Raw genomic sequence first — 25,540 nt, 5'->3', positions numbered from 1 at the left:
CCCCTTCCGGGAGCGGGTGGGGGCGAGGGTACCAAAGACGACGGCTTCCCGCGCAGTTGGAGCGTCGGGAAGCCGTCGATCGTAGACCTGCCGCGCGGTGCGCGGCGGTTCGGCGTCCAAAGCCGCTGTCCTCCTCGCGATCCCCCCGAGCAGGACTTGGACGGGTACGCCGCCGATTCCTACCGAACGGTTGGTCGCGGCCGGACCTGGCGCCCCGGGGGTGCTTTCGCTATGCTTACAAGTTGCGGCCCTGCGCCGCACGGAGGCACCACAGGTGACCGTACCCCCAGAAGACGCACCCAGACCCACCCCGCCACCCACGCCGCGCTGGACACGCGCGGCATCTTGGGCGGTGCGCGCGGCGTTCGCCGTCTTCGCCGGCTTCCTCGTCGGAGCCCTCGGCGCCGCGCTGGTGGGGATGGCCCACAATCCCGAAGACGCAGTGCTCGGCCGGCAGGCTGCCGGGCGCATCGCCTTCCCGCTGAGGCTGGCTGACCGCGTGAACGTGCTGATCATGGGCGTCGACGTCACGCTGGACAACCGCCGTCAGCCCACGGGGCTGGCCCGCGCCGACACGCTGATCCTGGCGACGTTCGACCCCCACACCCAACGGGTCGCGTTCCTGTCGATCCCACGCGACACGCGCGCCCACATCCCCGGGCGGGGCGGCTGGTGGAAGATCAACGCCGCGTACGCCTTCGGCGGGCCGGCGCTGACGATCCGAACCGTGGAGAACCTGCTGGACGTACCGATCCACTACTACGTGAAGCTCGGGCCGCAGTCGTTCGCCAAGCTGATCGACGCCGTCGGCGGCGTGTGGGTCGACGTCGAGCAGGACATGAAGTACCAGGACTGGTGGGGCGACCTCTACATCGACCTCAAGCGCGGCCGCCAGCTGCTGGCGGGTCAGCAGGCGATGGGTTACGTGCGCTTCCGGCACGACGCGCTGGGCGACATCGGGCGCACCGAACGCCAGCAGAAGGTCATCCAGGCGCTGTTCGCGCGGCTGAAGGAGCCCGAGGTGCTGCTGCGGGCTCCGCAGATCCTGCGGGCGGCGGCCGAGAACACCGAGACGAACCTCCGGCCCCACGACATGGCGACACTGGGGTGGTTCCTCAAGCGTTTGGGCGGCGACCGCATCGCGATGGCGACGCTGCCGGGCCGCTTCGCCCCGCTGTTCTGGGAGCCCGACTGGGCCAGGGCCCGCCCGCTCGTGCTTGACATGTTCTACGGGCTGGACGCCGAAACCGTGGGCGGGGCGACGGTCGAGGTCCTCAACGGGAGCGGCGTCCCCGGGTTGGCCCGCGAAGTGGCAGCCCGGCTCAGCGAGGTCGGATTCCGCGTCGTGCGCGTGGACACCGCACCCGAACTCCAGGACCAGACCGCCGTGATCGCCAACGACGGTCGCGCGCAACTCGCCCGGGCGGTGCGCGAGATGATCGGCGTGGGCGCCATCGCCACGCGCCCGCGCCCCCATGCGCAAGCCAGCCTCACCGTCGTCGTGGCACGCGACTACGCCAACCGGCGGACCGCGCGCCTGGGCGGCCCGTAGCGTCCTTTTATCGCTTCAGGCGCGGGCCCTGGTCCTCGTGGATGAGGATCCACGCCACGACTTCACCGATCTCGAACGTATCGCGGGGCTGCCAGGTCCGCGGATCGACGAAGCGGCGGTCGAACCAGGAGGACCCCGAGGCGTCGGCCGCGCTCTCGCGCGCCGCCTCGTCGCGGATCGTGCCCAGCCACCTCTGCCACCGCGCCATGTGACGCGGGGTGAGATCGATCCATCCGTCGTCGGCGGTCTGAGCCTTCAGTTGCGGGCCGCGCAACATCCGGTCTCCGTCGGGCAGCAGCACGGCCAACCCGATCGACAGGATCCGGCGGCGCATGTCGGCATCTTCGCGGACGTGTTGCCACAGCCGCGCCGACAGCGCCTCCGGCCCCGCGGCCAGGATCGAGTCGATCGTCTCGCAGCAACGGCGCAGCAGGTACGCCTCGTACAGCAGCTTGGAGACCCGCGGCGGTCCGAGCAGCTCGAACGCGACGCTGTCCGTGCCGTGCTCGCGCTCCAGCGCGCGCAGCCGATCGATGGCCCTCTGCCGCAACACGCCGGCACGGTACGTCGGCCCCATCGTAGACGCGTCGAGCGCGGCGATCACGTCCAGGCCTGTGTTGCCGCCCCGGATCTCCTCCACGACCGCCGCCGCGATCTCCTCCGGCGTCACGTACTCCATCTGCCGCAGCGCCGTGAGCGTCTCGAACTCACCGGCGGAGAACAGCCCGTTCTCGCCGGTGTCGATGAACACCGACTCCAGAACGCCCCCGACGGCGACGCCGAACTCGCCCCGATCCGCCACGGCGTCGGCGACCGGCACGGCCCTGTCGGGCGGGCAGTCGACCAGCGGGATCGGTTGCCCGGCGCGGCGGATGGGGCCGTAGCCGATGGCCTTCCAAGCGATCGCCGCTGTCGGCTTGATCTCCTTGACCATCGGTGCCCCGGGCGTCCGCGCCATCAAGAACAGCAGCAGCGTGTGCGCGCCGGCAACCGCCGATTTCGACAGCAGCTTGCGCGAGGGCCGTTCCTCGCCGTGGGTATAGGGGATGTTCAACCCCATGCCGCCGGTGCCGCTGGTGCCCACCTTCACGTAGGCGCGCACGCCGCCGTAGCCGCCTGCCGGATCGGGTTTGCTCGCCTCGTGCAGGATCTGGATGTGGCGGACCAGATGGGGGATGTCCAGCTTGCACAGGTGCTGCTCGAGCCCGCGCCGCAGCGCCTCCGCCGAGCCGCTGTGTTCGAGCTGGCGCAGTTCGCGCGCGCTCTGGTAGATGTCGCGGTAGGCGAAGGCGGTCGCGGTGTTGATGCAGTCGACGACGATGTCGGGGCGGTGGCGGGCGAGCATGCGAACGAGCGTGGATGCCTGGAGGATCTGTTGCTTGCGGGGACCGGTCATCTCCTCAAAGAGGTCGTGCAGGAGCAGCTCGCGCGCACGGTCGTCGTCGAGGATGCGGTCCCACGACCAGTCCTTGAACTCCCAGCGCACGAAGACGTTCCCCCAGTCCGGCTCGAGCGCCGTCGGCGCGGATGGGAACTCCTCGCGCAGCTGCGCGACCGCCTCACGGGCGGAAGCCTCGTCGACCGAGGCGACGACGAGTGCCGAGGGCGCCTGCTCAAGGAGCGCGCGGCACACGGCGCGGCCCACCAACCCGGCCCCGCCCAGAACCAGCACGCGCCTTCCGGTGATCTCCACGGGATCCGTCCGCGGCTGTGACGTCGGTCGTCAGACACAACATCGCGGCGGGTTTCCGCCGCGCCCTGGATGGTTTCTGCAATCCCGCAATCGAATCCTTGCCGGCACCCCAAACCGGACATCGGACCCCGTGTCGGCGAGCGCAACACACCTACTCTCCCGTGCAGGTGTCCCGTATGCGCGCGATCGCATCCGCGACAGCCACGAACTCCGCCAGCCCAACGGCCTCGCCGCGTCGGCGCAGGTCGATGCCGGCCTGCCGGGCGGCCCGCTCGAGCTGTTCTGCCGGCGCGAGCTGCCTCCAGGCGTTGCGCAGCTGCTTGCGGCGCTGGGCGAAGGCGGCGCGCATCAGGGTGCGCAGAAGCACAGGGTCTGCGACTGCGGGCGGGGTGCGCGGGCGCAGCACGACGACGGCCGACTCGACTCGAGGAGGGGGGACGAACGCGCCGGGCGGGATGCGCCCTGCGATCCGTGCGTGCGCGCGGTAGGCCACCAGCAGCGTCAGCAGCCCGTAGGCCCGGGTACCCGGTTCGGCGACGATGCGCTCGGCGACCTCCCGCTGAACCGTCAGGACCAGGCGCTCCAGTTCCGAGACCTCGTCCAGCATGCGCACGATCAGCGTCGAGGCGATCTGGTAGGGGAGGTTGCTGACGACCTTGCGTGCGAAGCCCTGGGGGAACTGAGCGGCCAGATCGAGGGTCATCGCATCTGTGGCGACCACGCGCACGTTGGGGTGGCCTGCGACGGCCTCGCGCAGCGCCGGCAGCAACGCCGGATCCACCTCGACGGCGGTCACCGCACCGGCGCGCTCGGCCAGGCGCACCGTGAGCGTGCCGATCCCGGCGCCCACCTCCAACACCGCGTCGCGCTCGGACAGGTCTGCCAGACCCACGATGCGGTCCAGATGCGTCGGGTCGGCCAAAAAGTGCTGGCCCAGCCCCTTCTTCGGGCGCAGGCCGTGACGGCGGAGGACCTGGAGGATCCTGGAGCGCTCCCCGGGCTCGGTCGCGCGGCTGGGCGGCGTCGTGGGGTCCACGTCTGGGCGGGACACGCGGCGTCTGCGCGGCGCCATCCGACCTGCGCGCGGCCGGCGCCTATCGCGGCATCGGCACCAGGGCGCCGCCCGAGACGCCCAGGATCTCGCCGGTGATGTGACGCGACGCGTCAGAGGCCAAGAACAGGACTGCCTGCGCGACGTCCTCCGGTTCGGCAATCCGCCGCAGCGGGATCCCGGCGACGATCCGGGCGCCGCGCTCGGCGAGCGCCGTCCGGGTCATCGGCGTCCGGACCCACCCGGGCGCGACGACGTTTACGCGCGTGCGCGGGGCGAGCTCTTCGGCCAGCGACAGCGCCAGCGCGTGCAGTCCGCCCTTGCTCGCGGCGTAGTGCGCATGCCCGGCTTCTCCCCTCTGCCCGGCGGTCGAACCCACCAGCACGATGCTGCTGCGCTCGCCCAGGTGCGGCAGCGATTCACGGATCAAAAAAATCGCGCTGAACAGGTTGATCCGGAACATCCGCTCGAGCTGGTCCGCGCCGATGGTCGCCACCGGCGCCGCCTCCCAGATGCCGGCGCTGCACACCAGGACGTCGAGTCCACCTAGGGCCGCAGCGGCGGCGTCGGCGACGATGATGCATCCTTCCTCACCGGAAAGGTCGCCCCGCACGGGGAGGCCGCGGTCCGGAAAGGACGCCGCGAGTTCGGCCACCGAGCCGGTGTGGTGGTGCAGCGCGACTCGGCTGCCCTGCAGCAGGAACGCCCGTGCGCAGGCGGCCCCGATGCCGCTGCTGGCCCCGGTCACCAGGACGCGCCGGTCCCGCAGATCGCGGTAGACCGCACTTTGCATCGGGGTCTGTTTCCACCGACCTTCGGTCAGACCCTCCGGAAATCGGAGTCAGGGGTCGGTCCTCAGGGACCGAGGATGTAGATGCGCACCCGCCGCCGACCCCACTGGTAGGCTTCCCGCGGGGTGTCGAAACACAGGTCGACGCGCCGTCCGCGGATGGCGCCGCCGGTGTCGGCGGCGATGGCGGTCCCATAGCCCTCCACGTAGACGATCGTGCCGAGGGGGATGACGCGGGGGTCGACGGCGATGACGCCCCGCTGGGCCCGCATGCCGGTAGCAGTCGTGCCGTCGACGCCGCGGCCGTGGAAGGGTGCGTAGCCCGTGGCCTCGACGACCATCGTCGGGCGCCGGGCGAGTTCGCCGCGGGACGGGACGTAGCCGCGGCCAAGGTGGACGATCCGCGGCCTGGACGGCCGCAGCACCCTCCGGTCGATGCGGACGCGGTCCACGGGCTGACCGTCCGCGAACCGCACGCGGTAGACGAGTTCGACCAGACCCGGGCTGCCCGCGGACCCGACCCGGTACCGTGCCGGGAACACCGAGGGGTTCAGTCGCTGGACCGTCGGAGGCGGGACGGTCTGCCGTTCGGTCACGATCCGTTCGCGGATGCGGATCACCCGCACCCGATCACCGGGCTCCACCTCGTCGTCCAGGCCCGGGAAGACCTTGTCCCGGGGCCCCACCTCGATGCCCAGGCGGCCGAGAATCTCGCGCGGCGTGCGGGCCGGTGTGTGGATCTCGGTCTCCCGGCCGTCGGCGATCAGCCTCACGGGGATGGCGCGGCGGATCTCGATGCGCAGTCCCTGGGTGATCTCGGTGTCCAGAGGAGGACTGATCTCGTCGAACGGAGCCAGCAGGATGCCCCGCTCCACGAGCAGCGCCCGCACGGTGAGACTCTTGGTGATCAGCGACTCCGCCCGCCCATCGTCCACCAGCTCGACCTGATGTCCCTCTTCGGCCTGTACGCGCGGGGCGCCCAGCACACCCACGAGCAGTGCGACGACCGCCAAGACGATCCAGCGGGCGCCGCACGCGCGCACCATCACCATGCGGCTCCTCCCTCGTGGTGGTGTGGACGGGGGCGCGGAGGTAGGCTGCGATCCGTCCTATTTACGTGTCCAACGGCGGAAATGCTAACAGATAAAGCGACATCAATGCAAGGCCGGCTCGGTTTCCCGAAGCGGTGTGCTGGAGACGGTCAGCGCCCAGAGACGTCTGGGGGCAGCGGCTGGACGAGTTCGATCAGTGCGCCGGCGGTGTCCTTGGGGTGCAGGAAGGCCACCAGCGTCGAGTGCGATCCGGGGCGGGGGGCTTTTCCGACGGTACGCAGCCCGCTTCGGGCGGCGCGCTCCAACGCTCGGTGGATGTCGGGGACCTGCAACGCGATGTGGTGAACCCCTTCCCCGCGCGTCTGGAGGAACCGCGCGACCGGCCCGTCGGGCGAGGTGGGTTCCAGGAGTTCGATCGCGCCGGCGGCCAGCGGGAGGAACGCGACGCGCACCCCTTCGGAGGGCACTTCCTCGATCCACGCGGCGGCCAGGCCGAGTCCGCCGTAGCGCCGCAGAGCGTCGTCCAGGCTGCGGACCGCGATCCCGATGTGGTGGAAAGACAGAGTCACCGCACCACCGCCGATGTATCCGCCGACAGGATCTCGTCGACGGCTTCGTCGGGGCTCATCTCGCCCGCGGCGACCCTGCCCGCCAGTTCGTCCAGACGTCCGGCGAGCCTGGCGAGCACCTCCTCGCGCAGTCGGGCTTCCAGAAGTCTGAGGACCTCGGCTCTGCCGCGGCGCAGGCGGCGCTGCCGCAGCCCGCCTTCGGCCTCCAGGTGCGCGCGGTGGCGCGCGAGCGCCTGCGCGAGGTCGGAGATCCCCTCGCCGGCGGTGGCGACGGTCTTCACCACGGGTGGTTCCCAACCGCGTGAAGGCAATAGGCGCACCATCGAACGGATCTCGGTGACCGCGCGGTCGGCGTCGGCTCGGTCGGCCTTGTTGACCACGAAGACGTCGGCGATCTCCATGATTCCGGCCTTGAGGGCCTGCACCGCGTCCCCCAGCCCGGGGACCGTCACGACGACGACGCTGTCGGCGGCCTCGACCACGTCCACCTCGGCCTGACCGGCACCGACGGTCTCCACGAACACAATGTCGAAGCCCATCGCATCCAGCACGCGGACGGCGTCGGCGGTCGCGCGGCTCAACCCCCCCAAGCTCCCGCGGGTCGCCATGGAGCGTACGAAGACCCCGGGGTCCTGGCTGTGGTCGGTCATCCGGATCCGGTCGCCGAGGATCGCCCCTCCGGTGAACGGGCTGGTGGGGTCCACGGCCACGATGCCCACGGTGCGGCCCTGCCGGCGCAGGTGTCGCGTGAGAGCGTCCACCAAAGTCGACTTGCCCGACCCCGGCGGCCCGGTGACCCCGACCACGTACGCCCGGCCGGTGTGAGGGTGCAGGCGGCGCAGCGCCTCGCGCGCGCCATCCGATCCGTTCTCGACCATCGTGATCAGGCGCGCCGCGGCCTGGTGGTCTCCGCGAAGGACGGCTTCGACGAGGGCGTCGAGGTTGTCGGCCGGCATGCGGGCTCCCTCACACCACCAGCGGCGTACGGTACACGCCGAAGACTTCCCGGAGCACATCGCAGATCTCGCCCACCGTCGCGTAGGCGCGCACGCACCGGTACACGTGCGGCATCAGGTTGTCCCCGCCCTGCGCGGCGCGCCGCAGAGCGTCGAGGGCAGCGGATACCTCCGCGCCGTCGCGGGAAGCCCGGACCCTCGCGAGCCGGGCTCGCTGGTGGTCGAGGACGGCCGGGTCGACCCTGAGGATCTCCGACGGTGCGTGGTCGGCGTCCGAGACGAACCGGTTCACGCCGACGATCACCCGCTCGCCGGTCTCCACCTTGATCTGCTCGCGGTAGGCGGCGTCGGCGATTTCGCGCTGCACGTACCCGCTCTCGATCGCCTTCAGCATGCCACCCATCGCGTCGATCCGTTCCAGATAGGCCATGGCCTCCTGCTCGATGCGGTCGGTCAGCCACTCGACGTAGTACGCCCCTCCCAGCGGGTCCACCACGTCGCCCGCACCGGTCTCGTAGGCGATCACCTGCTGGGTCCGCAGCGCCAGCAACGCCGCCTCCTCGGTGGGCAGGGCGAGCGCCTCGTCCTTGGCGTTGGTGTGCAGGGACTGCGTCCCCCCCAGCACCGCCGAAAGGGCCTGCAGGGCGACGCGCACGACGTTGTTGTCCACCTGCTGCGCGGTCAGAGCCACCCCGGCGGTCTGTGTGTGGAAGCGGAGCATTTGGGAGCGGGGATCGCGCGCACCGAAACGATCCCGCATGATGCGCGCCCACAGTCGCCGCGCCGCCCGGAACTTGGCGACTTCCTCGAAGAAGCAGATGTGGGCGTTGAAGAAGAACGACAGGTTGGGGGCGAATCGGTCGACGTCCAGCCCGGAGCGGACCGCGGCCTCCACGTAGGCGATCGCGTCCGCCAGCGTGAAGGCGACCTCCTGCGCGGCCGTGCTGCCGGCCTCCCGGATGTGGTAGCCGCTGATCGAGATCGGGTTCCACTTCGGCAGGTGGGCGGCGCAGAACGCGAACATGTCGGTGACGATCCGCAGTGAGGGTTCGGGCGGATAGATGTAGGTCCCCCGGGCGATGTACTCCTTGAGGATGTCGTTCTGCGTCGTGCCGTCCAACCGTTCCCAGGGCACCCCCTGGCGTTCGGCCACCGCCATGACCATGGCCAGCAGGATGCTGGCGGTGGCGTTGATCGTCATCGAGATCGAGACCCGGTCCAGCGGGATGCCTTCGAGCAGCACCTCCATGTCGGCAAGCGAGTCGATCGCGACCCCGACCTTGCCCACCTCCGGCGCGGCCACGGGGTGGTCGGAGTCGTACCCCATCTGCGTGGGCAGGTCGAACGCGACGCTGAGCCCGGTCTGGCCCTGCGAGAGCAGGTAGCGGTAGCGGCGGTTCGACTCCTCCGCGGTCGCGTAGCCGGCGTACTGGCGCATCGTCCATAGGCGGCCGCGGTACATCGTTGGGTAGATCCCTCGCGTGAACGGGAACTCGCCGGGAAGCGCCAGGTCGCGCTCGTAGTCCGCTCCCGCGACGTGCTCGGGCGTGTACACCGGCTCCAGCGGGATGCCCCCCGCCGTCGTGAACGCGCTCTTGCGCTCACCGGTCACACGCTCGGCCAGCCAGCGGCGGTGCAGTTCCCGAATCCTTTCGATCGCCTTGGGGTCAAACACCGATCCCGGTCCTCATCGCCCCGGTGTTCACCGCGCGATCTCCACGAGCGCCTGGCCGCCGGCGACGTCCTGGCCCGGACGGGCGTGCACCCGGCGGACGACTCCGGCGTGGGGCGCGCGGATCTCCATCTGCATCTTCATCGCCTCCAGCGTGACCAGGGGCTGGTCTGACTCTATCGTATCTCCGGCCGCCACGTGGACGGCTACCACCAGGCCCGGCATGGGGGAAGCGACCGTCTCCGCCGCACGCGCGGCGGTCGCGCGGCGCCGGAATGGCAGGTGCTGTCGGACCTCCACCGCGTGGATCTCCGACCCCACCACGACCCGCACACTCTCGGTCTCGCCGGACAGTTCGACCTCCAGGCGGCGGTCGTCCAGTTGGAGCACGTAGCGGTCGCCCACCACCCGGACGAGGTCCACGTGCACCGATCGCCCGTCGCACGTCGCCTCCCACCCGTTGGGCGGCTCACGGATCTCGATGATCCGCCGGTGGTCGCCCGATCGGACCTCGAACTTCACGACCGATCCCGCACGACGGCACGCCAGGCATCGAGGGTGCTGGGTTCGTGGCGCGCCACACCCGTCCGCCGCCGCTGGGCGAACGCGTACGCCGCGGCGGCCAGCATCGCCTCTTCGAGGTGGTCTGCGGGCCGGCGGCGGTGGGTCCAGCGCTCCTCGACGAACCGGACGTCGTACCGACCGCTTCGAAACGACGCGTCCTGCAGGGTCCACAGGTGAAACGGGATCGTCGTCTGCACCCCGGATACGACCGTCTCCGCCAGCGCCCGCGTCATGCGGGCGATCGCCGTGGGCCGGTCTGGGGCCCACACGACCACCTTCGCGAGCATCGGGTCGTAGTGTCGGGTGACCTCCATCCCGACGTACCAGCCGGCATCGGTCCGCACCCACGGACCCGCCGGCTCCCGCAGGGCCGTGATCCGGCCGAGGGAGGGCAGGAAGTGCGCCTCGACGTCTTCGGCCGCGATGCGGCACTCGATCGCCGCACCGCGCGTCGCAACGCTTCCTTCCTCGGACGCCTGGACCCCCATGGGGGCACCGGCGGCGATGCGGATCTGCTCGGCCACCAGGTCCAGCCCCGTGACCATCTCGGTGACCGGGTGTTCGACCTGGAGGCGGGCGTTGATCTCCAGGAAGAAGAACGCCTCGCGCGAGGGATCGTACAGGAACTCCACGGTACCGGCGTTCGTGTAGCCGACCGCGCGCACCGCGCGCACCGCCGCATCGAACAGGCGCCTGCGGGTCTGCTGTGCGAGCACCGGACAGGGTGTTTCCTCGATGACCTTCTGGTGTCGCCGCTGGATGGAGCAGTCGCGCTCGCCCAGCGCCACCACATTGCCGTGCGCATCGGCGAGGATCTGCACCTCGACGTGGCGGGCGCGCTCGAGGCAGCGCTCCAAGTACACGCGGTCGTCGCCGAAGGCGGACAGCGCCTCGCCGCGCGCCAGCCGCAAGGCGCTGGCCAGTTCCTCCGGGGCGCGCACGACGTGGATCCCCTTGCCGCCCCCGCCGGCGGCCGCCTTGATCAGCACGGGGTAACCGAGCCGTTCGGCGGCCGCGGCCGCCTCGGCGTCCCCGACGGGGTCGGTCCCCTCCAGCAGGGGCACGCCCGCCGCCCGTGCGCGCTCGCGTGCGGCCGCCTTGTCGCCGCACAACCGCAACGTCGGCGCGCCGGGACCGATGAAGACCAGCCCGGCCGCGGCGCAGGCCTCCGCCAGCAGCGGGTTCTCGGCCAGAAACCCGTACCCCGGGTGCACCGCGTCCGCACCGCTGCGACGGGCGGCCTCGACGATCGCGTCGATCCGCAGGTAGCTGTCGGCAGCCGGCGGCGGTCCGATGCGGCAGGCGGCGTCGGCCATGTGGACGTGCGGGGCGCGTGCGTCCGCGTCGGAGTAGATCGCCACCGTCCCGATCCCGAGTTCCCGGCACGTGCGGATCACGCGCACGGCGATCTCGCCGCGGTTGGCGACCAGAACCCTGCCGATCCTACGGGTTGGCACCGCATCCCTCCCGTCTGCCGATGCTGTCGCGTCGTCGTGCCGACGGGCCGACGCGCCGCCGGCTACAGTGGAATGTTCCCGTGCTTGCGGCGCGGGTTGACGTCGCGCTTGGTGCGCAGGACCTCCAGCGCGGAGATCAGCCGTGGCCGCGTCTCCCGCGGCTCGATCACGTCGTCCAAATACCCGCGCGAGGCCGCCACGTAGGGGTTTGCGAACGTCTGCCTGTAGTCGGCAACCAGCCGCTGCTTGGTCGCCTCCGGATCGGCGGCCCGCTCGATCTCCCGGCGGAAGATCACCTCGATCGCGCCTTCCGGTCCCATGACCGCGATCTCCGCCGTCGGCCACGCCAGGTTCAGATCCCCGCGGATGTGCTTGCTGGCCATCACGTCGTAGGCGCCGCCGTACGCCTTACGCGTGATGACCGTCAGCTTAGGCACCGTCGCCTCACAGTACGCGTACAGGAGCATCGCGCCGTGCTTGATGATGCCGCCATGTTCCTGCGCCACGCCCGGCAGAAACCCCGGGACGTCCACGAACGTCACCAGGGGGATGTTGAAACAGTCGCAGAACCGCACGAAGCGCGCGCCCTTCACCGACGCGTCGATGTCCAGCACGCCCGCCAGGACCGAGGGCTGCTGCGCGACGACGCCGACCGACCGGCCGTTGAGGCGTGCAAACCCGACGAGCAGGTTGGGGGCGTAGTGCTGGTGCACCTCGAGGAACTCGCCTTCGTCGACGACCCGCCGGATCACCTCGTGCATGTCGTACGGCCGCACGGGATCCTCCGGCACGATCCGGTCCAGCTCGGGGTCCATCCGGTCAGGGTCGTCGCGGGGCGCGATCCGCGGGGGGTCTTCCATGTTGTTCTGCGGCAGGTAGGACAGCAGCCGGCGGACGAGGTCCAGACAGTGCGCGTCGTCTTCGGCGACGAAGTGTGCGACGCCGCTGCGTGAGGCGTGGACGTCAGCCCCACCCAGCTCCTCGAAGGACACATCCTCGCGCGTGACGGCGCGCACGACCTGGGGCCCTGTCACGAACATGTACGACGTCCCCCGCACCATCAACACGAAGTCCGTGATCGCCGGTGAATACACCGCGCCTCCCGCGCACGGCCCCATCACGGCGCTGATCTGCGGGATCACGCCGCTGGCCAGCGTGTTGCGCAGGAAGATCTCCGCGTACCCTCCCAGCGCCGCCACGCCTTCCTGGATGCGCGCGCCGCCGCTGTCGTTGAGGCCGATCACCGGAGCACCCACCTTCATCGCCTGGTCCATGACCTTGCAGATCTTCTGGGCGTGCGCCTCGCCCAACGATCCGCCCAGCACCGTGAAGTCCTGGGAGAAGACGTACACCGGGCGCCCGTCGATCGTCCCGTAGCCGGTGACGACGCCGTCTGCGGGTGCTTCCAGGCGGTCCAACCCGAAGTCGCGGCCTCGGTGCGTCACGTGGAGCTCGTACTCGACGAACGACCCGGGGTCGAGCAGTAGGTCGAGCCGCTCGCGGGCGGTCAGCTTGCCCGCCTCGTGCTGGCGGCGAATGCGCGCCTCGCCGCCCATGCGGCGCAGCCGCGCCCGTCGTTCCCGCAGATCGTCGATGGGATCCATCGCGCTACCGGACTCCTCTCCCTGCCTCCGGCTTGGTCTCACGCGCCCGCCCCCCTGCTGCGCCGTCGCATTCTCACCCCGTGCGCACCCGGCCGGTCAGAAGTCCGGGGCGCGGGGCGGGCGGCGCACCGGGACGTCGATCAGCACGCCTTCGCCGCCCAGCGTCTCGCGCGGTTGGCCTTCGATCAGGATCCGCACCTCCTCGACGCCCCGGAAGTGCGTCGCCGTGTACACGATCTGGTACAGGCGCGACAGCATGCTGGCGCTGCCGCCGCCGGTGGCGAGTTCCTCGGAGAAGTCCAAGTAGGCCGTCTGACCCTGGATCCGCACGCCGCGCAGCCGGGTGCCCGACGGGATCTCGCTCGCATACCCCAGCGCGCGCTCCTCGGCTGTGGGCCCGGCCAGCAGCGCGCCGATCGCCTGCATGACGAAGTCCCGCCGCGTGCGGCCCCGCACCATGCGCAGCCCCTGCGCCAGCCTGCCCGCGTTGCGCTCGGCGTCCCACTGCACGAAGTAGACCAGCGCGGGTTCCTCGCGCGGCCGCGAGACCCATAGACCCACCACGACAAAGGCCAGCAGCGCCGCCAGAAGCAACCAGACGACACGCTTCATCGGCGGCCCACGAGGTCCAAAAACGCGCGCCGGTCCAGAATCCGCACCCCGAGTTTGCGCGCCCTCTCCGCCTTGGAGCCGGGGTCGGTGCCCACGACGACGTAATCGGTCTTGGCGCTCACCGAACCGCTGACCACCCCGCCCGCTGCGCGCACCATCTCCTCGGCCTGGCGACGGGGAATCCCGTCCAGCGTACCGGTGAACACGAATGTCTTGCCGGCCAGCGGCCCGGTCCCGACCGCCTCAGGCGACTCCGGCCGGACACCCGCCCGCAGCAGCCGCTCCACCAGGCCGCGGTTCTCCCGACGGTCGAAGAAGTCCCGGACGCTGCGGGCGACGACCGGGCCCACCCCGGGGACGTCGCGGATCTCCTCGAACGAGGCCCGCATCAGTCGGCGGATGTCACCGAACTGCCGCGCCAGCGCCTGTGCGGTGCTGGCGCCGACGTGGCGGATTCCCAGCGCGTACACCAGCCGCCCGAGGGTGGTCTGCTTGGAGCGCTCGATGGCGTCCAAAACGTTCTGCGCGGACCTGTCAGCCATCCGTTCGAGGGTCAACACCTGGTCTTTGGTCAGGCGGTACAGGTCCGCCGGGTCGCGCACCAGTCCGCGGTCGAGCATCTGCTGCAACAGTTTGGGGCCCACCCCTTCGATGTTCATCGCATCGCGCGAGGCGAAGTGGATCAGACGCTCGAGCACCTGCGCGGGGCACGACGCGCCGCCGGTGCAGCGGGCGACGGCCTGGCCGGGCGGCCGGACGATCGGCGATCCGCACACCGGGCACACCTTGGGCATCTGCCACGCACGTTCGGCCCCCGTCCGCCGCTCGGCCAGGACGCGAACGACCTCCGGGATCACCTCGCCGGCGCGCTGTACGACGACGAAGTCCCCGATCCGGACGTCCTTGCGCCGGACTTCGTCCTCGTTGTGCAGCGTCGCGTGCTGCACCGTGACACCGGAGACGCGCACGGGCTCCAGGATCGCCACCGGCGTGACCGCGCCGGTACGCCCCACGTAGGCGACGATGTCCTTGACCCGGGTCACCGCCTGCTGGGCGGGGAACTTGTAGGCGATCGCCCAACGCGGCGAGGCGGCGGTCGCGCCGAGTTCGTGCTGTTGGTCGAACGAATTGACCTTGACGACGACGCCGTCGGTGTCGTAGTCGAGCTCCCTGTGCCGGTGCGTCCACTCCTCGACGAAAGCCAAAACCGCTTCGAGGTCGTCGCACAGGCGCGAGGCCGGGTGCGTCCGCAGGCCGGCCTCGCGCATCCACCGCAGCGCCTCCCAGTGGGTGTCCAGGCGGAGTCCCTCCACGTGGCCCACGCCGTAGCAGAAGATCTGCAGGGGCCGCGACGCCGTCACCGCCGGGTCGAGCTGGCGCAGGGAGCCAGCTGCAGCGTTGCGCGGGTTGGCGAACAGAGACAGCCCCTGCCTTTCGCGTTCACGGTTGACGGCCTCGAAGGCCTGCCGCGAAAGGTACACTTCGCCGCGGACCTCAACGAAGGAGGGGATCGGCGCCTCAGCGCGCAGCCGCAGCGGCACGCTGCGAACCGTCCGCAGATTCGCGGTCACGTCCTCACCCCGGAACCCATCTCCGCGTGTGGCGCCCCGCACCAGTTGGCCGCCCTCGTAGACGAGGTTGACGGCCACGCCGTCGATCTTCAGCTCGCAGACGTACTCCACCCGCTGTCCGCGCAGTCCGCCGCGGACCCGCCTGTCCCAGGCGCGGAGTTCGTCCTCGGTGAAGGCGTTGGCCAGGCTGAGCATGGGCACGCGGTGGCGCACCTCGGCGAACGCCGCACTGGGTGGGGCGCCGACGCGCTGCGTGGGCGAGTCCGGGGTCACGAGTTCGGGGTAGCGTGCCTCCAGTTCCCGCAGCTCGCCGACCAGCGCGTCGTAGGCCTCGTCGCTGATCTCCGGATCGTCGAGCACGTAGTACCGGTAGTTGTGGTGGTCGATCTGGCGCCGCAATTCCTCGATGCGCCGCCGGACCTTCTCGGGGACTGCCATGATGGCTCCTTTGTTGCGCTTGGGTCTGAATCCTCCGACCCGTCCGTCCCGTGCTGCCCGGGCGAGGGCAAACCGGCTGGCGGCGGCTCGCAGCGGCTCCAACCGCCGATCCTCACCCCTGCCCAGCGTAGTACAATATGAGCGTACCGGAACAAGCTCACCATCCCGTTCGCTCCGCCATCGCAGCTGCATCCTCTGCTCGGCAAGGGGGGTGGGATACCCGAACGGCGACGCCCTCACCGATCGTCCCGCTGGTGCGGTTTCGCGTTGTACGGATCCCGGATCTGCACCGGGAATCCTCCGACCGGACCCGAAACGGAAGGAGGTGGCGTTTCGTGAACGTGACGATGACGATCAACGGCAAGACCTACACCCGCGACGTCGAGCCCCGCACCCTGCTCGTGCACTTCCTGCGCGACGACCTGCGGCTGACCGGCACCCACATCGGTTGTGACACGACGACCTGCGGCGCCTGCACGGTGCTGCTGGACGGCAGGGCCGTCAAGTCCTGCACGGTTCTGGCGGTCCAGGCCGACGGTGCCGCGATCACGACGGTCGAGGGACTCGCGCAGAACGGCCAACTCCACCCCATCCAGCAGGCGTTCTGGGACGAGCACGGGCTGCAGTGCGGATTCTGCACGCCGGGCATGATGATGACCGCCGTCGACCTGCTGGCGCGGAACCCGAACCCGACAGATGACGAGATCCGCCACGCGCTGGAGGGCAACCTCTGCCGCTGCACCGGCTACCAACACATCGTCAACGCTGTCCGCACGGCCGCCAGTCGGATGCGCGAGCCGGCGATGGCGGCGGGGGGGTGAGTAGCGATGGCCGTCACCCAGGTGTTCGGCGCGAGGGTCCGGCGGCGCGAAGACCCACGGCTCGTGACCGGGACGGCGAGTTACACCGACGACCTGACGCTGCCGGATCTGTGCTACGCGGTCTTCGTCCGCAGCCCACATGCCCACGCGCGGATCCGCCGCGTGGACACCGCCCGGGCGGCTTCGGTCCCGGGTGTCGTCTCGATCCTGACGGGCGCGGACATCGAAGGCAAGGTCAACCCGATCCCCTGCGCCTGGCTGGTCCCCAACGCCGACCTCAAGACGCCTGCCCACCCCGCGATCGCCAAAGATCGGGTGCGTTACGTCGGCGACCCCGTCGCCGTGGTGGTCGCGCAGACGCGCGCGGCGGCGTACGACGCGGCGGCCCTGGTCGAGGTGGACTATGAGCCGCTGCCCCCGGTCGTCGACCTCGAGGAGGCCCTCGCCGGCAAGGTGCTGGTGCACGACGACGTGCCCAACAACACCGCCCTTCGGTGGGCGGTGAACGGCGGAGACTACGACGCCGCGGTTGGCCAGCCAGAGGTGCGCACGCTGCGCCAGCGGCTGGTCAACCAGCGCCTGATCCCCAACGCGATGGAGACGCGGGCGACGATGGCGCAGTACAACTCCGGTTCGGGCGAGCTGACGATCTGGAGCACCACGCAGAACCCGCACATCGCCCGCGTGCTGCTGTCGGGGACCGTGGGCGTGCCGGAGCACAAGCTGCGCGTCGTCGCACCCGAAGTCGGCGGCGGCTTCGGGAGCAAGATCCCGCACTACCCGGAGGAGGCCGTCGTCGGGCACCTCGCGATGCGGCTGGGCCGACCCGTGAAGTGGACGGAGGACCGGCGTGAGAACTACCAGGCGACGACCCATGGTCGCGACCACATCGAGGACGTCGAGATCGCGTTCCGGCCAGACGGCACGATCGTCGGCATCAAGGTCAGGACGCTGGCGAACCTCGGCGCCTACCTGTCGACCGCGGCGCCGGGCGTCCCGACGATCCTGTACGGGCTGATGCTGTCGGGGCCCTACAGGATCCCCAACATCTCGTGCGAGGTGGTGGGGCTGTTCACCAACACCACGCCGGTGGACGCGTACCGGGGAGCGGGCCGTCCGGAGGCCACCTACATCCTCGAACGCATGATGGACCTCGTCGCCCGGGAGTTGGGCGTGGATCCCGTCGACATCCGCCGCCGCAACTTCATCCGCCGAGACGAGTTCCCCTACACCGTCGCCACCGGGATCACTTACGACAGCGGCGACTACGAGCGGGCGCTGGACCGCGCGCTGGAGATCCTGGACTACCCGAAGGCGCGCGCCGAACAGGAACAGGCCCGGAGGCAGGGACGCCACCTGGGCATCGGGTTTTCCTCCTACGTAGAGATCTGCGGGCTGGGACCGTCCAAGGTCGCCGGCGCCGTTGGGTTCCAGGGGGGGCTGTGGGAGAGCGCGGTGGTGCGCGTGCACCCCACGGGCAAGGTGACGGTGTTCACGGGTGCGTCCCCGCACGGTCAGGGTGAGGAGACGACCTTCGCGCAGATCGTCGCTCACGAACTCGGGATCCCGCTGGACGACATCGATGTCGTGCACGGCGACACGGATGCGATCCCGATGGGCTGGGGGACGTACGGGAGCCGCACCACCGCGGTGGGCGGCACCTCGGTGCACCTGGCGGCGCAGCGCGTGAAGGAGAAGGCCGCCAGGCTTGCGGCGCACCAGCTGGAGGTGAGCGTAGACGACTTGGTGTTCGAGGGCGGGCGCTTTCACGTGAAGGGCGCACCGGACCGCGGGATGACCATCCAGGAGGTGGCCCTGCAGGCTTACCTGGCTTGGAACCTGCCCGAGGGGTTCGAGCCGTCGCTGGAGGCGAACGCGTTCTACGACCCGTCCAACTTCGTCTACCCGTTCGGCACGCACATCTGCGTCGTCGAAGTCGACTCGGACACCGGCCACACCCGGATCCTGCGCTACGTCGCGGTGGACGACTGCGGCAGGGTGATCAACCCTCTGATCGTCGACGGCCAGGTGCACGGCGGTATCGCCCAGGGTATCGCGCAGGCGCTGTGGGAGTTCGCCGCCTACGACGGGGCGGGCAACCTGCTCACCGGCTCGATGGCCGAATACGCGGTGCCCAGGGCCGGATGGCTCCCTACGATCGAAACCGACCGCACCGAGACGCCGACTCCGGTCAACCCGATGGGCGTCAAGGGGGTGGGCGAGACCGGGACGATCGCGAGCACGCCGGCGGTGGTCAACGCGGTGATGGACGCGCTCGCGCCGATGGGCGTGCGGCACATCGACATGCCGCTGCTGCCCGAGACGGTGTGGCGAGCGATGCGCTCGGCGAAAGGAGGTGGCAGGCCGTGATCCCGGCACCGTTCGAGTACGCGCGCGCCGCCAGCGTCCGGGAAGCGATCGCGCTGCTGCAGCGGCACGGAGACCGCGCGAAGTTGCTGGCTGGCGGCCACAGCCTGCTGCCGCTGATGAAGCTGCGGTTGAGTCAGCCCGAAGTCCTCGTCGACATCGGCCGGGTCGACGAGCTGCGCGGCGTACGCGAGGAGGGCCAGTCCGTGCTGGTCGGGGCGCTTACCACCCACGACGAGATCGCCACCAGTCCGGTCGTCCGGGCGAAGGTGCCGCTGCTGGCCGAAGCCGCCGAGCAGATCGGGGATCTGCAGGTCCGCAACCGCGGCACGATCGGCGGCGCGCTCGCGCACGCCGATCCCGCGGCCGACTACCCCGCGGTGGTCCTGGCCCTGGACGCACAGATGGAATGCGAGGGTTCTGCGGGCACCCGCACCATCCGGGCCGCCGACTGGTTCGTGGACATGCTGACTACGGCGCTGCGGCCGGACGAGATCCTTTGCTGGGTGCGCTTTCCGGTCCAGACCCCGGGCCAGGGTTCGTGCTACGTCAAGCTGCCCCACCCGGCCTCTGGCTACTCCCTGGTGGGTGTGGCGTGTCTGGTGACGATAGACGGGAGCACGTGCAGGCAGGCGCGCCTGGCGATCACCGGTGTCGGCCCGAAGGCCCAGCGCCTCGCCAAGGTCGAGCAGGCACTGGCGGGCAAGCCGTTGGACGACGGCACGGTGGCCGGCGCGGCAAGGCTTGCCGCCGACGGGCTGGAAGCGACGGACGACCTGCACGCCTCGGCCGAGTACAAGCGTCACCTCGCGACCGTGTACGTCCAGCGCGCGATCCTCAAGGCCGCACGGCGCGCCGGCGGGTAGCCGTCGGCCGCAGGACCGCAGAGGGCACCGGGCTCCAGCCGGTGCCCTCTGTTTGCGTGCGTGACCGTACCCTTGGGGGCCGCGGGCTCACCGGACGCTCCCTCCTTCATCGGCGCCCGACGAACTCCACCCGGGTGAGGAGCAGCACGCCCAGCAGGCAGAGTGCGGCGGCGGCCCCGAATGCGACCGAGGCACCGGCCGTCTGCCAGAGCAGCCCGATCAGGACGCTGGACACCAGGTCGCCCAGGCCGTTGACGGCAGCCAGCGCACCGAAGCCGAAGGCGCGGTGGCTGTCGGGAAGCAGGTCGGCCGCGGTCGAGCGCTCAAGGGCTTCCTCGATGCCGACATAGATGCCCGATCCGACGAAGACCGCGACGAGGATTGGCAGGGAGCGCACGTCGAATGCCATGAGCAGGCCCACCGCGGCCGCGACGGCGTACCCGAACAGCAGCAGGGGCCGTCTGCCCAGTCGGTCGCTCCAGTCGCCGCTGACGTAGGAGCTGGCCGCGCTCACCGCGTTGTAGCCCGCGTACAGGAGAACCGGGACGGTGAGTTCTCCCCCGCCCTCTATGTGCACCCCGACTCCCAACGCCCAGAGGATGAGCAACGTCCGGGAGAAGTCCCCCGCGCCGAAGACGCCGACGGCGAGGAGGAATCGGCGGAAGTTGGGGGGCAAGGAGGCGGCCATGGACCGAAACGACCGTCCGGGGCGCACGCCGCCCCTTTCCCGCACCGTCAAGAAGAGCACGGCGGCCAGCGCGCCGGGGACGAGGGTCACCAACAGGATCGTCCGCAGCGGCGCGGCTACAGACAGCAACGCCAGCGCGAACAGCGGCCCCAGAATGGCCCCCACGGTGTCCATCGCGCGCTCGAAACCAAACGCCCGTCCGTAGCCCGACGGGTGCGTCTGTTCGGCGAGGAGGGTATCGCGCAGGGGACCGCGGAAGCCTCGCCCCAGCCAGGCGGCGGTCCGCCCCAGCAGGACGTGCAGCCAGTGCGCGGCCAAGCCGATCGATGCGGTCGCCACGGCCGTGAGGAAGTATGCACCCGCCGCCGGGACCTTGCGCCGCGCCAGACGGCCCCCCAAGTGACCCGCCCACAGCTTGGCCGCGCTGGACGCGAAATCGGCGACCCCTTCGACCAGACCCAGAGTCAGCGGCGAGCCGCCGATGGCCATGAGAAACAACGGCAGCACCGCGGTCGCGGTCTCGTGGCCGAGGTCGCTCAACAGGCTGGCCAGGCCAATGGCGATGACGCCCGGGCCCAGCCGACGGGCGCTGTCGGAGATCGTACCGTCGTGTGCCATCCCCTCCGCGCGCCCTCCCCCCGCGGAAGCCGTCATCGGCAGGATCAGCAGGTCCCCAGCCCGAAGGCTCCTGCTGTGAGGCTTGCCGAAGACGGACTGCTGCTGCGCGTCTTCATCGGCGAATCCGATCGCTGGCAGGGGCAGCCTCTGTACGAAGCGATCCTCCTCAAGGCCCGCGAGAGGGGGCTGGCCGGGGCAACCGTCGTCCGCGGGCTGGCGGGTTTCGGGGCCCACAGCCGCATCCACACCGCGAAGATCCTGCGGCTGTCCGAAGACCTCCCCATCGTGATCGAGATCGCCGACAGCGCCGAGCGGATCGAGTCGTTTCTCCCCGTGCTCGACGAGATGGTGAGCGAGGGACTGGTCACGCTTGAGAAGGTGCGCGTGATCCTGTACCGGCACCGTCCGGTCCCGATCGCCGCCGAAGACCGCTAGAGGGCACGGCCGATCAGGACCCCCACAACCAGGGCCGCAAAGCCCAACACCAAGCTTCCTCCCAGGTTCACGACCGCCAGCGGCCAACTCCCCGATTCGATCAGACGCCAACTCTCGTACTGCCAGGTGGAGAAGGTTGTGTAGGCCCCAAGCAGACCCACCCCCACGAACAGGCGCGCTTCGGGACTCAAAAGCAGCCGCTCGATGGTGAAGACGGACAGCAGACCCAAAGCGAAGCTCCCCGTCACGTTCACGACGAGGGTGCCGTAGGGGAAGGAGATCCCCGTCCGCCCGGCAAACCAGCCCTCGACCGCGTAGCGGAGCAGCGCACCGATCGCTCCCCCCACGACTACCAGCACGATGCGCATGCAGACCTCCGGGCGATAGGTCCCCCCAAAAAAGCAAGCTCCCACCGACAACGAGAGCAGTCAGGAGAAGTCGTCGGTCTACGTGCGGCGCCCTTGCGGCGGACTCCGTCGCCGTCGGGTTGCACGTTCGATCCTTGTTCGGCCGTCCCCTGCCCGCATCAGGCGCGGATCCGCAACTCCCCCTGCAGGTGGGCAGCCGCGTCGGAGTCGGCGTTTGTACGGCGTCCCGAGGCGTCGACGATCTCGAAGGAGATCCACTCGACTTCGGTCTGCGCGGGCAGCCTCCGCCGGCGCAAGACGAATCTGCGCCCCAGCTCCGCCAGAGCGGATTCGGTGCGAAACACCGGGTGCACCCCGCCGACTTCCCACGTCAGCCGCACGGCTCCGTCGCCGGAGATCTCGACCGGCTCCCTGGGCTCCAAAGAGGCGAAGATCTTATGCAGCGCGCCCGGGTTCCAGCGCGCCGGATCCGCCGTCCCCCACTCTACGTCCACCAGCCGCCGCAACCGGCGGAAGTCGTCCTGTAGGATCTCCCCCAGTCCACTGCTGCGCAGCGCCGCCGCGGGGTGATAGGTGGCGAAGAACCAGCGGCCGGCCTCGCGGATCGCCCTGCCGCGGATGCGACCGATCTTCCGGTCTGCGCCCAGCAGCGCGGCGGTCGCGGTGCCCCCCAGCAGGCAGACGACCCTCGGCCGCAGCACGGCCATCTGGCGGATCAGGTAGGGCAGGCAGGCCGCAACCTCGTCGGGCGTGGGCGTCCGGTTGCCCGGCGGCCGGCAGCGCACGGTGTTCGTGATGAAGACCTTGGTGCGCGGCATTCGGATGCCTGACAGGAGCTTGTCGAGCAGGCGACCCGCAGCACCCACGAACGGCCGCCCCTGGGCGTCTTCTTCCGATCCGGGCCCCTCGCCGACGAACAACACCGGCGCGTCGGGAGGGCCCTCACCGGGCACCGCCTGCGAGCGGCTGTGAGACAAAGGACAGATCGTACAGGATCGGATCTGTTCGGCGATGCGTTCCAGAACCTCGGCGGGAGACGGCGCAGCGCTCACGGCGACCGGGCCAGAGCGAGGCGGAAGTGGACGCCCGACTCGTCGCGGCCGGTCTCCCGGAACCCGCGCGACCGATACAGGCGCTGGGCCTGCTGCATCCACGCCGCGGTGTCGAGTTCGACTTCCCGGTAACCGAGAACGCGGCAGTAGACGAGCGCAGCGTCCAGCAGCTTGGCGCCGATGCCCTTGCGCCGGTAGTCCGCGTGCACGTACTGGTGCTTGAGGATCGCCTTGCCCTCGCCGGCCTCCTTCACGCCGGTGGTTCCGATGATCCGACCGTCCATGCGGGCGACGAAGAAGACCGACCGCGGCGGCCGGTACTGCTCCTCGATGCCGGTGAGCTCGGCCGCGGTGGCCGTGTCGTACGGCAGCCCGAACTCCGCCAGCACCGACCTGATCAGGCGCTGGATCTCCGGTTCGTCGTGGGGTTTGGCCGGTTCGATCACCAGGCTCACGCGACACCCCCTGCCCGCAGCGTGGGACGGCCCGCACGCCCTCCGGCTGTGTCTTCTCGGTTCGCTTTCCTTTCCCTGTCGTCTCAGACGGCCGCCAGCACCTGCCGTTCGAACTCGCGTAGCGACGCGCGGACGCGGATTGTCGGCGGCAACCCCGAGGCGACCGCGTCCACCGTCTTCAGCCCGCCTCCGGTGACGAATGCGACCACTGTGTCGTCCGGCGCGAACACCCCGGACTCCGCGAGCCTCTTCACAACGGCCACGGTCACCCCGCCCGCCGTCTCGGCGAAGATCCCCTCCGTCTCGGCGAGCAGCCGGATGCCTCCTACGATCTCCTCGTCGGTGACCGACTCGACGACGCCCCCGGTGCGGCGAACGGCCTGCAGGGCGTATGCCCCGTCGGCGGGATTGCCGATCGCCAGCGACTTCGCGATCGTGTTGGGCCGCACGGGCCGGACGTGTTCTGCGCCCTGGCGAAACGCCGTCGCCACCGGCGCGCACCCGGCCGCCTGGGCACCATGCAGGTGCGGCATCGCCCCCTCGACGAGGCCAAGGCGGATCCACTCGCCGAATGCCTTCTCCGTCTTCACCAGCAGGTTGCCGGAGGCCACGGGGACGACGACGTGATCCGGCAGGCGCCAACCCAGTTGCTCGACCACCTCGAACGCCAGCGTCTTGCACCCCTCGGAGTAGAACGGGCGGACGTTGACGTTGGCGAACGCCCACGGATGCTCTCCCGCGATCTCGGTGCACAGGCGGTTGACGTCGTCGTAGGTCCCCTCCACCTCGACGATCGTCGCGCCGTACGCCGCGCTGGCCGCCACCTTGCCCGCCTCCAATCCCTGCGGAACGAAGACCACGGCACGCAGACCGGCCCGCGCCGCGTGCGCGGCCACGGCGTTGGCCAGGTTGCCCGTGGACGCGCAGGCCAGGACGCCGAAACCGAAACGGCGTGCGGCGGCCACCGCGAGCGCGACGACGCGGTCTTTGAACGACCAGGTCGGGTTGATGGTGTCGTTCTTGATGAACAGGCCCCGCAACCCCAGACGTTCCCCGAGCCGGCGCGCCGGCAGCAGCGGCGTGAAGCCCACACGGATGTCGTCGTCGGGCGGCTCGGCGGGCAGCAGCGCACGGTAGCGCCACAGGGTCGGAGGGCCCGACACAATCCGCTCTCGCGTGGCCTCGCGCGCCACCCGGCTGGGGTCGTAGGCGACCTCCAGTGGCCCGAAACACTCCGAGCAGACGTAGTCCGGACCCACTTCGTACCCCGCGCCGCACGCTCGACATCGCAGGTGCGTGACGCTCCCCATCGGCTACCTCCAGGTGAAAGATCAAGCTTCGGAGATCAGCGGTCGGTAGACGCCGTCGGCTTCCACCGCCGTGCCGCCCAGGTCGATCTCGGTGAAGACGGCGCGGGCCGCCACCCCGTGGCGGACGAAGACGTCGACCATCGCGTCACCGACCGCACGTATTGCGCTCTGCGGTGCCAACCCGATGACCGCGGACCCGGCGCCGCTGAGCGCAGCACCGAACGCGCCGGCCTGGCGCGCCGCCTCCAGCACCTCGTCCAGACCGGGGATGAGATGCGCGCGATACGGCTGGTGGATGCGGTCCTCCATCGCGACGTCCAGCAGATCCCACCTCCCAGCCGACAGCGCGGCGACGAGCAGCGCGGCGCGGGACACGTTGAACACCGCGTCCGGCAGGGCCACCGCGGACGGCAGGCAAGCGCGCGCGTGTGCCGTGTCGACCGGCAGATCGGGGACCGCGACGACCACCCCGGGGAGCGCGGCCGGGATCAGCCGGATCCACCGCAGCCCCTCGGCCCGTCGCGCGACGACCGCCAGCCCGCCCGTGATCGCCGCCATGACGTTGTCCGGGTGCCCCTCCAGGTCGCACGCGAGCTGTGCGATCCCGCGTACGTCCAGCGGCCCGCCCAGCAGGCGGTTGGCGCCCACGATCCCCGCGATCCGGGCGGCGGCGCTGCTGCCCAGGCCGCGCCTCAGCGGGATGCCGTTGCGGCACCGCAGGGCGAATCGAACGTCCGGGCGTCCGGCCCGGCGCGCGACCTCCTGCGCGGCCGCGTAGACCAGGTTCGTGGCGTCGGTGGGCAGCTGCTCGGAACCCTCGCCCATGACGATGACCTCCGCACGGTCGGCGGCCGACACCTCGACGGTGTTGTACAGGCGAAGCGCTAGACCTACGGCGTCGAACCCAGGCCCGAGGTTGGCCACCGTCGCAGGAACCCGCACGCGCACGAAGTCGTTCACCCGCCGTCCTCCAACCCGC

The 25,540-nt window shown here is 70.5% G+C and carries 23 protein-coding genes; 5 read left to right on the top strand and 18 right to left on the bottom strand.

All coding sequences use genetic code 11. The features are described from left to right. Positions 1 to 274: 274 nt before the first annotated feature. Complete coding sequence (locus tag QN163_02510) at positions 275 to 1,552, top strand: LCP family protein (protein MDR5682889.1); 1,278 nt, start codon at positions 275 to 277, stop codon at positions 1,550 to 1,552. Between the two features lie 7 nt (positions 1,553 to 1,559). Here the strand turns inward: QN163_02510 and QN163_02505 are convergent, their stop codons facing one another. The 12 genes from QN163_02505 to ligA all read right to left on the bottom strand — a co-directional run bounded on the left by QN163_02505 (position 1,560) and on the right by ligA (position 15,581). Further along, positions 1,560 to 3,245: a short-chain dehydrogenase gene (locus tag QN163_02505; GenBank protein ID MDR5682888.1), complete on the bottom strand. Its 1,686-nt coding sequence runs from the start codon at positions 3,243 to 3,245 to the stop codon at positions 1,560 to 1,562. A 151-nt stretch (positions 3,246 to 3,396) separates the two neighbouring features. Beyond that, a complete protein-coding gene (rsmA, locus tag QN163_02500; protein MDR5682887.1) occupies positions 3,397 to 4,317 on the bottom strand; it encodes a 16S rRNA (adenine(1518)-N(6)/adenine(1519)-N(6))-dimethyltransferase RsmA in 921 nt (306 codons plus the stop codon). Between the two features lie 22 nt (positions 4,318 to 4,339). Further along, the gene (locus QN163_02495; protein ID MDR5682886.1) at positions 4,340 to 5,089 is read right to left on the bottom strand and encodes an SDR family NAD(P)-dependent oxidoreductase; all 750 of its coding nucleotides are present in this window, start codon (positions 5,087 to 5,089) and stop codon (positions 4,340 to 4,342) included. 62 nt (positions 5,090 to 5,151) lie between these two features. Further along, positions 5,152 to 6,138 carry a 3D domain-containing protein gene (locus tag QN163_02490; GenBank protein ID MDR5682885.1) on the bottom strand — a complete coding sequence of 329 codons (987 nt, stop codon included), beginning with the start codon at positions 6,136 to 6,138 and terminating at the stop codon, positions 5,152 to 5,154. Between the two features lie 149 nt (positions 6,139 to 6,287). Further along, positions 6,288 to 6,707 carry a methylmalonyl-CoA epimerase gene (gene mce / locus QN163_02485; protein ID MDR5682884.1) on the bottom strand — a complete coding sequence of 140 codons (420 nt, stop codon included), beginning with the start codon at positions 6,705 to 6,707 and terminating at the stop codon, positions 6,288 to 6,290. Then, positions 6,704 to 7,663: a methylmalonyl Co-A mutase-associated GTPase MeaB gene (meaB, locus tag QN163_02480; protein MDR5682883.1), complete on the bottom strand. Its 960-nt coding sequence runs from the start codon at positions 7,661 to 7,663 to the stop codon at positions 6,704 to 6,706. Before meaB ends, mce begins: the two co-directional genes overlap by 4 nt. Before the next feature lie 10 nt (positions 7,664 to 7,673). After that, on the bottom strand, positions 7,674 to 9,287 hold the full coding sequence (locus QN163_02475; protein MDR5682882.1) for a methylmalonyl-CoA mutase family protein: 1,614 nt from the start codon (positions 9,285 to 9,287) through the stop codon (positions 7,674 to 7,676). 78 nt (positions 9,288 to 9,365) lie between these two features. Further along, a complete protein-coding gene (locus QN163_02470) occupies positions 9,366 to 9,857 on the bottom strand; it encodes a biotin/lipoyl-containing protein (protein ID MDR5682881.1) in 492 nt (163 codons plus the stop codon). Next, entirely contained in the window at positions 9,854 to 11,356 is a 1,503-nt protein-coding gene (locus QN163_02465; protein ID MDR5682880.1) for a biotin carboxylase N-terminal domain-containing protein, read from the bottom strand. Before QN163_02465 ends, QN163_02470 begins: the two co-directional genes overlap by 4 nt. Before the next feature lie 62 nt (positions 11,357 to 11,418). Continuing rightward, on the bottom strand, positions 11,419 to 12,960 hold the full coding sequence (locus QN163_02460) for a carboxyl transferase domain-containing protein (protein ID MDR5682879.1): 1,542 nt from the start codon (positions 12,958 to 12,960) through the stop codon (positions 11,419 to 11,421). Between the two features lie 96 nt (positions 12,961 to 13,056). Beyond that, entirely contained in the window at positions 13,057 to 13,572 is a 516-nt protein-coding gene (locus tag QN163_02455; protein ID MDR5682878.1) for a GerMN domain-containing protein, read from the bottom strand. Beyond that, on the bottom strand, positions 13,569 to 15,581 hold the full coding sequence (gene ligA, locus QN163_02450) for an NAD-dependent DNA ligase LigA (GenBank protein ID MDR5682877.1): 2,013 nt from the start codon (positions 15,579 to 15,581) through the stop codon (positions 13,569 to 13,571). The genes QN163_02455 and ligA overlap by 4 nt, the downstream gene beginning before the upstream one ends. Positions 15,582 to 15,928: 347 nt before the next feature. On the opposite strand from ligA, the gene QN163_02445 reads away from it, so the two are divergent. From QN163_02445 to QN163_02435, 3 genes are read left to right on the top strand one after another with little or no spacing between them, the layout of a single operon-like run. Then, complete coding sequence (locus tag QN163_02445) at positions 15,929 to 16,402, top strand: (2Fe-2S)-binding protein (GenBank protein ID MDR5682876.1); 474 nt, start codon at positions 15,929 to 15,931, stop codon at positions 16,400 to 16,402. A 6-nt stretch (positions 16,403 to 16,408) separates the two neighbouring features. Beyond that, the gene (locus QN163_02440; protein MDR5682875.1) at positions 16,409 to 18,772 is read left to right on the top strand and encodes a xanthine dehydrogenase family protein molybdopterin-binding subunit; all 2,364 of its coding nucleotides are present in this window, start codon (positions 16,409 to 16,411) and stop codon (positions 18,770 to 18,772) included. Next, positions 18,769 to 19,635, top strand: coding sequence for a xanthine dehydrogenase family protein subunit M (locus QN163_02435; GenBank protein MDR5682874.1), 867 nt, complete (start codon positions 18,769 to 18,771; stop codon positions 19,633 to 19,635). Before QN163_02440 ends, QN163_02435 begins: the two co-directional genes overlap by 4 nt. A gap of 106 nt (positions 19,636 to 19,741) precedes the next feature. On the opposite strand, the gene QN163_02430 is transcribed toward QN163_02435, so the two are convergent. Beyond that, a complete protein-coding gene (locus tag QN163_02430; GenBank protein MDR5682873.1) occupies positions 19,742 to 20,941 on the bottom strand; it encodes an MFS transporter in 1,200 nt (399 codons plus the stop codon). A gap of 75 nt (positions 20,942 to 21,016) precedes the next feature. On the opposite strand from QN163_02430, the gene QN163_02425 reads away from it, so the two are divergent. Further along, the gene (locus QN163_02425) at positions 21,017 to 21,376 is read left to right on the top strand and encodes a DUF190 domain-containing protein (protein MDR5682872.1); all 360 of its coding nucleotides are present in this window, start codon (positions 21,017 to 21,019) and stop codon (positions 21,374 to 21,376) included. Here the strand turns inward: QN163_02425 and crcB are convergent. The 5 genes from crcB to thrB form a co-directional block, all read right to left on the bottom strand. Then, positions 21,373 to 21,744 carry a fluoride efflux transporter CrcB gene (gene crcB / locus QN163_02420; GenBank protein MDR5682871.1) on the bottom strand — a complete coding sequence of 124 codons (372 nt, stop codon included), beginning with the start codon at positions 21,742 to 21,744 and terminating at the stop codon, positions 21,373 to 21,375. The two genes, QN163_02425 and crcB, sit on opposite strands and share 4 nt — an antisense overlap. Positions 21,745 to 21,902: 158 nt before the next feature. Further along, positions 21,903 to 22,796 (bottom strand): uracil-DNA glycosylase, encoded by an 894-nt coding sequence (locus QN163_02415; protein ID MDR5682870.1) that lies wholly within the window; start codon positions 22,794 to 22,796, stop codon positions 21,903 to 21,905. After that, positions 22,793 to 23,251 carry a GNAT family N-acetyltransferase gene (locus QN163_02410; protein MDR5682869.1) on the bottom strand — a complete coding sequence of 153 codons (459 nt, stop codon included), beginning with the start codon at positions 23,249 to 23,251 and terminating at the stop codon, positions 22,793 to 22,795. Before QN163_02410 ends, QN163_02415 begins: the two co-directional genes overlap by 4 nt. An 83-nt stretch (positions 23,252 to 23,334) precedes the next feature. Next, entirely contained in the window at positions 23,335 to 24,561 is a 1,227-nt protein-coding gene (gene thrC, locus QN163_02405; GenBank protein ID MDR5682868.1) for a threonine synthase, read from the bottom strand. 21 nt (positions 24,562 to 24,582) lie between these two features. After that, positions 24,583 to 25,521 carry a homoserine kinase gene (gene thrB / locus QN163_02400; protein ID MDR5682867.1) on the bottom strand — a complete coding sequence of 313 codons (939 nt, stop codon included), beginning with the start codon at positions 25,519 to 25,521 and terminating at the stop codon, positions 24,583 to 24,585. Between the last annotated feature and the right edge of the window lie 19 nt (positions 25,522 to 25,540).

It is taken from the genome of Armatimonadota bacterium (genome assembly GCA_031432545.1).
GTDB classification, from domain to species: domain Bacteria; phylum Sysuimicrobiota; class Sysuimicrobiia; order Sysuimicrobiales; family Sysuimicrobiaceae; genus Caldifonticola; species Caldifonticola tengchongensis.
The sequence above is the reverse complement of the archived record's forward strand: the minus strand, read 5'-3'. Positions and strand labels throughout refer to the sequence as shown.